Source organism: Streptomyces kaniharaensis, assembly GCF_009569385.1.
Classification (GTDB): domain Bacteria; phylum Actinomycetota; class Actinomycetes; order Streptomycetales; family Streptomycetaceae; genus Kitasatospora; species Kitasatospora kaniharaensis.
This window is the reverse complement of the sequence record NZ_WBOF01000012.1, coordinates 1-7,350: the sequence shown is the minus strand read 5'-3', so window position 1 is coordinate 7,350 and position 7,350 is coordinate 1. Positions and strand designations below refer to the sequence as shown.

The following is a 7,350-nucleotide window of genomic DNA, read 5'->3' as shown; positions in this document are numbered from 1 at the left end:
CCCGGTCCTGGACAGCTCGGGCAAGCCCCGGCGGACGCCTGGGGCGTATCAGGCGATGCTGACCGCCCCGGCCTTCTACGGCCGGGCTGCCCGCCGGGGCAAGCGGCCCGAGGGTGGCATCCGTCACCGGATCGGGTACGTCGGCATGGCGCGGGCCTCCGAGGTCACTCGATCGAAGGAAAACGGCTGGCACCCGCACATGAACCTCTTGGTTTTCCTTGGCGGGCGGCTCGTCGGGACTCCGGCCAAGGGCACCGTGGTCAAGCACTTCAAGCCCGGACAGAAGTCGCTGGCGATGTGGGAAACCTGGCTGCGTGACCTGTGGTCCGGTGCCCTGGGCAAGGCTGACCCGTCCTACAAGCCCTCGACCGAGTGCGAGATCCGCGACTGCAAGTGCGACGGCAAGGGCCACGGCGTGAAGGTTCAGATCGTGAGGTCGGCGGACGACGCTGCCCTGATCGACTACCTGACCAAGGTGCAGGACGGGAAGAAGCCTGCCGACTCGGTGACCGCCGACCTGAAGGCGGCGACCGGGGCCGCGATGGAGACGACCCGCGCCGACACCAAGCGGTACACCGGCCACAGCGTGACCCCGTTCCAACTGCTCTACCGGCTGTGGGACATCGAGTCGGCGGGGACCGACCCGGAGCAGGCCGAGGGCTACGGCACCCCCACCCAGTGCCGGGCCTGGTGGGCGGAGTACGAGCAAGCCATGGCCGGACGCCGGGCGATCGAGTGGACGCGCGGCCTGCGGCGTCACGTCCGGATGGACGGCGACGACTCCGAGGAGCGCGACCGTGAGTTCATCTACGAGCAGGAAAAGAATCAGAAGCTGGTCGGCGGCATCGCGATGACCGCCGACGCACACGGCTTCGTGGTCCGCGCTGACGCTGAGCTAGACGTGCGGGCCACGGTCGAGGCTGAGTGCTACGACTCGGCGGCCGACGTCGTCGCCGGTCTCGGCGGCCGGGCCGATCACGTCCGTGTGCTCACCGCCGAGCAACTGGCCGAGGTTCAAGAGGCACTGTTCGCCCGCCTCAAGGCCCGGCAGGAAGAGCGAATGCGGCAGGCCCGCATCGCCGCGTACGAGGCCGACCAGGCGGCCAAGGATGCGGCCCGGCGACAGCTCGCCGGGGCGCTCGGGCGGCTGCTGGCCCGTCGCTCCTGACGGGCCCTGACCGGCCCTCCGGGGCCGGTCCTCTCCCCCGCCCGGAGCGAAGCGAGGACGGGCGAGCACACCCAAGCGAAGCGCGGGGGTATAGCTCGCTTCCGAGTCTTCCGGGCGTCACTTAGCCACCGACCCGCACGACTCGGACGGCACCCACGTGAGGGGGTGGGGGGTTCTGCCGTCGAGAGGGCCCCCCAGGGCCCGACCGCCGGCGGGTTCCCCCACCCCCGACCCTGACCCACCAACGCAGAAGCCCCCGGAGCCTTCAGGCTCCGGGGGCTTCGGTTTGAGCGGGCTTGGCTACAGCGTCAGGTGCAGGATCACCAGGACGACCAGGGCCAGGCCCCGAGCGGTCACGTCGATGCTGATGCGGATGTGCATGGTTCCCCTCTCCGGCGTCCACTCTGAACGCCCGAGAGCAGGCTAGACCACTTGTGTCAATCTGAATCAGCCGGTTCGGGATGCTCCTGGCCGTGGTCCCCAATCTGGCCCGCACTTGGCCTGCGCCAGCAACCACCCCCCGGTTCTGTGGGGGGTTCCCTCCGGTCGGGCGGCGGGCGAAGCCCTAGTACGCCGGTCGTCGGGGCGTCCAGGCTCGCCGCTTGCGGCGACCGCGCTTGCGCGGCTTGGCCTGGATGCCTCGGCGGCTGGTGTGCTTGCCTCTGGCGCTGTCTGGCCGGAGGGAACCCCCCACAGAACCCCTACGAGCCCAACCACCCACTCAGCCGCAGACACCGACGGTGCCCCCTCCCCTCTGGGAGCGGTGGCCCGCCGGAGGCATCTGGTTCTGACCCTGGCTTGCCGATCGGCCGCAGCCGGGGAATGGACTTGACGCATGTCGAAACCTCCCCCATAGTTAACGCATGCCGAAACCGAACCTCGGGGGTCGGCCAGAGATCGGCCCCAAGGTCGAGATCCGACTACCCGCAGACATCGCCGCTCGGATTGCCGAGCTAGCCAAGGAAGAGGGGGTGAACCGCTCGGAGATGATCCGCCGCCTACTGCGGGAAGCGCTCGCCGCTCACACGTAGGGGCCCTCCCGCCCCTTCGCCTCAACTGTGCAACATCGCAGGTCAGAGGCGGTTGCGGGGCTCAACACGCGCCGTTGCTGCAACAACGGCGCAACCACAACCAAACAAAGCGGGCCGGACCCGCTGCAACGGAATCCGGCCCTATCCACGAACCGCTTGGAGGCAACCTCGTGGACAAGACCCAAGGATCGTCGGCGGCTGCGGCCGTCGCCAAATCCGTGACCAACACGCTCGACGCGCTTACCCCGGCCTTCGCCCCGTTCGCGGCCCGCTGGGACGCTGAGGCGGACCGCCGGGCCAAGCTCCGCACGCCGGAACACCTCAAGGCGCTGATGGACGCACAGCGGGCCCACAACTCGGCCCGCTCGACTGCGGCCAGGGCACAGAGCCAGCGGGCGGCGGCCCGCAAGGAGAGCAAGAACCCGTTCGGGACGGCCCGCCGGGCGGCGGCCACAGCGGACCGTGCGGCCCGTCAGCACAAGAGCGAGACAAAGACGGCGCTCAAGGGCGCCCGCCGGGATTACCCGGTCACGCTGGGAACGTTGGCGGTCCGGACTCACACGCTCCACGTGGTGACCTCCTCGGCGGCCTCCTGGCTGCTGTCGTCGTCGCACGACTTGACCACCTGGCCCCTGCTGGCCTCCGCCGGTCTGGTCGGCCTCAACGCTGTGGGCCTCGGGCTGGGCCGCCGGAAGCTGAGCGTCCAGCTCGACGACGGCCTGTCCCTCGAAGAACGTCAGCTCGTCGAACGGCTGGACCCGGCTTACTGGGTGGCGCACGCCGCAGACCGGGGTCTGTCCGGGACGGTCACCACTCCCCCGCAGGTCACCCCCGGCGGCATCCGGTGCAATGTCCGCCTTGATGGGGCCTGGACGACTAAGGCCCTCAAGGACAAGACCGACAACATCCGGAGCCTTCTCGGTGCCCGGACCGCGCTCCGCATCCGGATCACGGCCGGGACGCGCGGCGGCTGGGCGGTGATCACCCTCGCCACCCGGCAGGCCACGGACGGCACGTCCTCGCTGTGGACCCCGGACATGATCCCGGCGGACCCGGGCCTGATGTGCATCGGCCTGGACACCGAGACCGGCGAGCTGGTGTTCGTGCCGTTCGATGAGCGGCTGTTGGTCTCCGGGGCATCCGGCACCGGTAAGAGCTGGTCCGTCCGTGTCCTGCTCGCGACGGCACACCTTCGGGGCGACCTGCTGTTCATCGACGGCAAGGGCGAAGAGGCCAACGTCTGGGAGCGCGTGTGCCGGGTCGCTGTCGAGACTGACGAGATCGCGGCGGCGATCGATGAGGCGCACGCCGAGATGGGCCGTCGTAAGGCGGACATGAAGCGGCGGGGGATCTCGGTCTGGGACGGCCGTCAGCTCACGGTCATGATCGATGAGGGACAGGTCGTCCTGGCGGCCATCGCCAAGGACAAGGACCGGCTACAGAAGCTCATCGAACTGTCGTCGCTGGGCCGCTCCCGTGGCGTGGTCCTGTGGTGGGCCACTCAGTACCCGGTCACAGACGGCACCCCCGGCGTTCACAAGCTGATCGCCCCGAACCTCCTCACCCGCTTCTCGCTGCGGGTGGCGGGCACCACTCAGGCACAGGTCGCCCTGGACGACTGCGCGCACTACGCGCCCCACCAGATCCCGGACGGCAAGCAGTGGCGGGGACACGGCTACCTCAAGGGCTACGGGCCGCGCCTGATCCGAACCTGGACGCTCGATGACGACGGAGTCCGGGCCTTGCCTGCCCGGTACTGGAAGGCGTCGGCCCCGGCCACGCCGGTCATGGTCGAGCCTGCCGAGGACAAGCCCGCGCCGCTCACCAACCGGGATCGAGTCCTGGCGGCTGTCCGCGACGGTGCCCGCACCCCGAAGGACGTCACCGAAGCCACGGGCCTGAACAAGGGCACCGTCAGCCGCGAACTCAAGGCCCTGACCGAGGCCGGGACGGTCCGCCGGGCTGACAAGGGCCTGGAGGTGGCGGCATGAGCCACGAGATCACCCGGCGGACCACCGCCGATGCTGTGACCGGCGCTGAGGCCGCCGTGGCCGCCGCACAGCAGCAGTCCGAGATGTTCGAGCTGCTCAAGTTCATGGCCGCCCAGCAGGCCACCGAGCGGGCCGCCGAGCAGGCGGCCCAGCAGGAGAACATCCGGGCCCTGATCGCCCTGGCCACTGAGAACCAGCGCCGGAAGTCCTCCGGGGACTGGGCCCTGATCGCCCTGGCCGTCGTCGCCGGGGGCGGCGTCCTGGTCGCCCTGCTCCTGTCCGTCGCCGTGGTCGCCATCGCGGCCGTGGGTGCAGGTGCCATCGCGGTACCCGTGATCAAGCAGCTCAAGAAGGGTGGGAAGTGATGAAGGTTCAGCGTGACTGGCTCGCGTGGGGTGCGCTGGCCGCCGCCCTGGTCGGTACTGCATCGGCTGAGTACGGCCTGGCCCAAGCGGTCGGGTTCGGTACCTACACGGCGGCCTGCGTACCGGCGGCCCTGGACCTGTACGCGGTCCGCTCGATACGCGCCGGGCGGGACGTGTGGGCTGCCGTACTCGCCATGGTCGTGACGAACTCGCTCTCGCACCTGGTGGCGGCCCGCCTGCTCTCGGTGGAGTGGCCGCTGTTCGTGGCCGTATCCGCAATCGCCCCGCTCGTCCTGTGGCGGGTACACCGGCTGGCCCACCACGTACCCGCCGACCCGGAGCCGGAGCCCGCACCCGTGACGGAGCCGGACCCTGTACCCGTGCCAGAGCCCGTACCCGCTCCCGCCTTGGAGTCCGTACCCGTGACAGAGCCGGTACAGCTCACGGTCGACGGTGGAGAGGTCCCGTACCCGACCACCCCTGACGTACCGGCCGACCGGTCGCGCCGTACCCGCAAGGTGTCGGCGTCCGTACCCGCCCCGGCGGATGCGGAGCTGATCGAAGCGGCTCGGACCGAGTACGCCGACGTACTCGCCGAGGGCGGTAAGCCGTCCATCCGTGACCTGCGCGAGCGGTACCGGATCGGCCAGCCTCGCGCCCAGCGGGTACGTGAAGCCCTCACCGCCTGACGACACGCCAGCGGCCCGCCAATCAATCCCGGCGGGCCGCACGGCTGTTGTAGGGCAAGATCAGACCCCAGACATGGCAACGGCCCAGAGCTCGCAACTCCGGGCCGTCCGCCTCCAGCCTCGCCAAACCGAGACAGGAAACGTTGCTGTGACCAGCGTACGAAAGACCCCGGCCGTCCCGCCACAGCGCACCGCCGGGCCGTCCCGCTGCTACTGCGGTAAGCCACTCACCCAGACCCCCGGCAAGCGCGCCAAGCGCTTCTGCAACGAGGCGTGCCGTAGCGCGGCCCGCCGGAACCCGGAAGGCTCCAAGCGGGCTGCCGCCGACGCGACCGCGCCCGGCAAAAGCGGTCGCCTAGGTAATGGGGTAACAGAGTTTTCCCACACGCCTGACCTGCGGGAACGGCGGGCGACCCCTGACCCGGCTATCCGCCGCTGGCAGGGTCGGAAGGTCCTCAACCGCACGTCCGGGATCGACGCCTGTAAGGGCTGCGGGCGGGCGGTCCTGGACCCGGACACGGGCGTGATCGTGGGCCGGTCCTCGCGCGGCTACGCGGTCACGATCGGCCTGGTCCGCTGCGGAAAGATCTGGTTCTGCCCGGAGTGCTCGGCGGCGATCCGCCGGGGCCGCTCCGAGGAGCTGAAGACGGCCGCGCTCCGCTGGCTGGCTGCTGGCGGCATGCTCGCCGTGGTGGTGCTGACCGCCCGGCACAACAAGACGACCGAGCTGGACAAGCTCTCTGACGCGCTCTGGGGGGCCCCCAAGCTCGACGGGAAGGGAAACCCGGTCCTGGACAGCTCGGGCAAGCCCCGGCGGACGCCTGGGGCGTATCAGGCGATGCTGACCGCCCCGGCCTTCTACGGCCGGGCTGCCCGCCGGGGCAAGCGGCCCGAGGGTGGCATCCGTCACCGGATCGGGTACGTCGGCATGGCGCGGGCCTCCGAGGTCACTCGATCGAAGGAAAACGGCTGGCACCCGCACATGAACCTCTTGGTTTTCCTTGGCGGGCGGCTCGTCGGGACTCCGGCCAAGGGCACCGTGGTCAAGCACTTCAAGCCCGGACAGAAGTCGCTGGCGATGTGGGAAACCTGGCTGCGTGACCTGTGGTCCGGTGCCCTGGGCAAGGCTGACCCGTCCTACAAGCCCTCGACCGAGTGCGAGATCCGCGACTGCAAGTGCGACGGCAAGGGCCACGGCGTGAAGGTTCAGATCGTGAGGTCGGCGGACGACGCTGCCCTGATCGACTACCTGACCAAGGTGCAGGACGGGAAGAAGCCTGCCGACTCGGTGACCGCCGACCTGAAGGCGGCGACCGGGGCCGCGATGGAGACGACCCGCGCCGACACCAAGCGGTACACCGGCCACAGCGTGACCCCGTTCCAACTGCTCTACCGGCTGTGGGACATCGAGTCGGCGGGGACCGACCCGGAGCAGGCCGAGGGCTACGGCACCCCCACCCAGTGCCGGGCCTGGTGGGCGGAGTACGAGCAAGCCATGGCCGGACGCCGGGCGATCGAGTGGACGCGCGGCCTGCGGCGTCACGTCCGGATGGACGGCGACGACTCCGAGGAGCGCGACCGTGAGTTCATCTACGAGCAGGAAAAGAATCAGAAGCTGGTCGGCGGCATCGCGATGACCGCCGACGCACACGGCTTCGTGGTCCGCGCTGACGCTGAGCTAGACGTGCGGGCCACGGTCGAGGCTGAGTGCTACGACTCGGCGGCCGACGTCGTCGCCGGTCTCGGCGGCCGGGCCGATCACGTCCGTGTGCTCACCGCCGAGCAACTGGCCGAGGTTCAAGAGGCACTGTTCGCCCGCCTCAAGGCCCGGCAGGAAGAGCGAATGCGGCAGGCCCGCATCGCCGCGTACGAGGCCGACCAGGCGGCCAAGGATGCGGCCCGGCGACAGCTCGCCGGGGCGCTCGGGCGGCTGCTGGCCCGTCGCTCCTGACGGGCCCTGACCGGCCCTCCGGGGCCGGTCCTCTCCCCCGCCCGGAGCGAAGCGAGGACGGGCGAGCACACCCAAGCGAAGCGCGGGGGTATAGCTCGCTTCCGAGTCTTCCGGGCGTCACTTAGCCACCGACCCGCACGACTCGGACGGCACCC

Annotated in this window: 6 protein-coding genes; all 6 read left to right on the top strand. The window is 70.2% G+C overall.

Annotated elements, in window-relative coordinates:
• A partial coding sequence (locus F7Q99_RS39330; protein ID WP_230211354.1) for a replication protein occupies positions 1–1,168 on the top strand: 1,168 nt, incomplete at its 5' end.
• A gap of 863 nt (positions 1,169–2,031) precedes the next feature.
• Positions 2,032–2,199, top strand: coding sequence for a ribbon-helix-helix domain-containing protein (locus F7Q99_RS43855; protein ID WP_153472153.1), 168 nt, complete (start codon positions 2,032–2,034; stop codon positions 2,197–2,199).
• Positions 2,200–2,273: 74 nt separating this feature from the next.
• Positions 2,274–4,190 (top strand): ArsR family transcriptional regulator, encoded by a 1,917-nt coding sequence (locus F7Q99_RS39320; RefSeq protein WP_230211353.1) that lies wholly within the window; start codon positions 2,274–2,276, stop codon positions 4,188–4,190.
• A complete protein-coding gene (locus tag F7Q99_RS39315; protein ID WP_153472151.1) occupies positions 4,187–4,555 on the top strand; it encodes a hypothetical protein in 369 nt (122 codons plus the stop codon). The genes F7Q99_RS39320 and F7Q99_RS39315 overlap by 4 nt, the downstream gene beginning before the upstream one ends.
• On the top strand, positions 4,555–5,244 hold the full coding sequence (locus tag F7Q99_RS39310) for a hypothetical protein (protein ID WP_153472148.1): 690 nt from the start codon (positions 4,555–4,557) through the stop codon (positions 5,242–5,244). The genes F7Q99_RS39315 and F7Q99_RS39310 overlap by 1 nt, the downstream gene beginning before the upstream one ends.
• A gap of 523 nt (positions 5,245–5,767) precedes the next feature.
• Positions 5,768–7,195 (top strand): replication protein, encoded by a 1,428-nt coding sequence (locus tag F7Q99_RS39305; RefSeq protein WP_153472145.1) that lies wholly within the window; start codon positions 5,768–5,770, stop codon positions 7,193–7,195.
• The last annotated feature ends 155 nt before the right edge of the window (positions 7,196–7,350 follow it).

What these genes read in the sequence shown, in the direction of transcription:
- F7Q99_RS43855 (WP_153472153.1), top strand. Translation starts at nt 2,032, where the DNA reads ATGCCGAAACCGAACCTCGGGGGTCGGCCAGAGATCGGCCCCAAGGTC.
- F7Q99_RS39315 (WP_153472151.1), top strand. Translation starts at nt 4,187, where the DNA reads ATGAGCCACGAGATCACCCGGCGGACCACCGCCGATGCTGTGACCGGC.
- F7Q99_RS39310 (WP_153472148.1), top strand. Translation starts at nt 4,555, where the DNA reads ATGAAGGTTCAGCGTGACTGGCTCGCGTGGGGTGCGCTGGCCGCCGCC.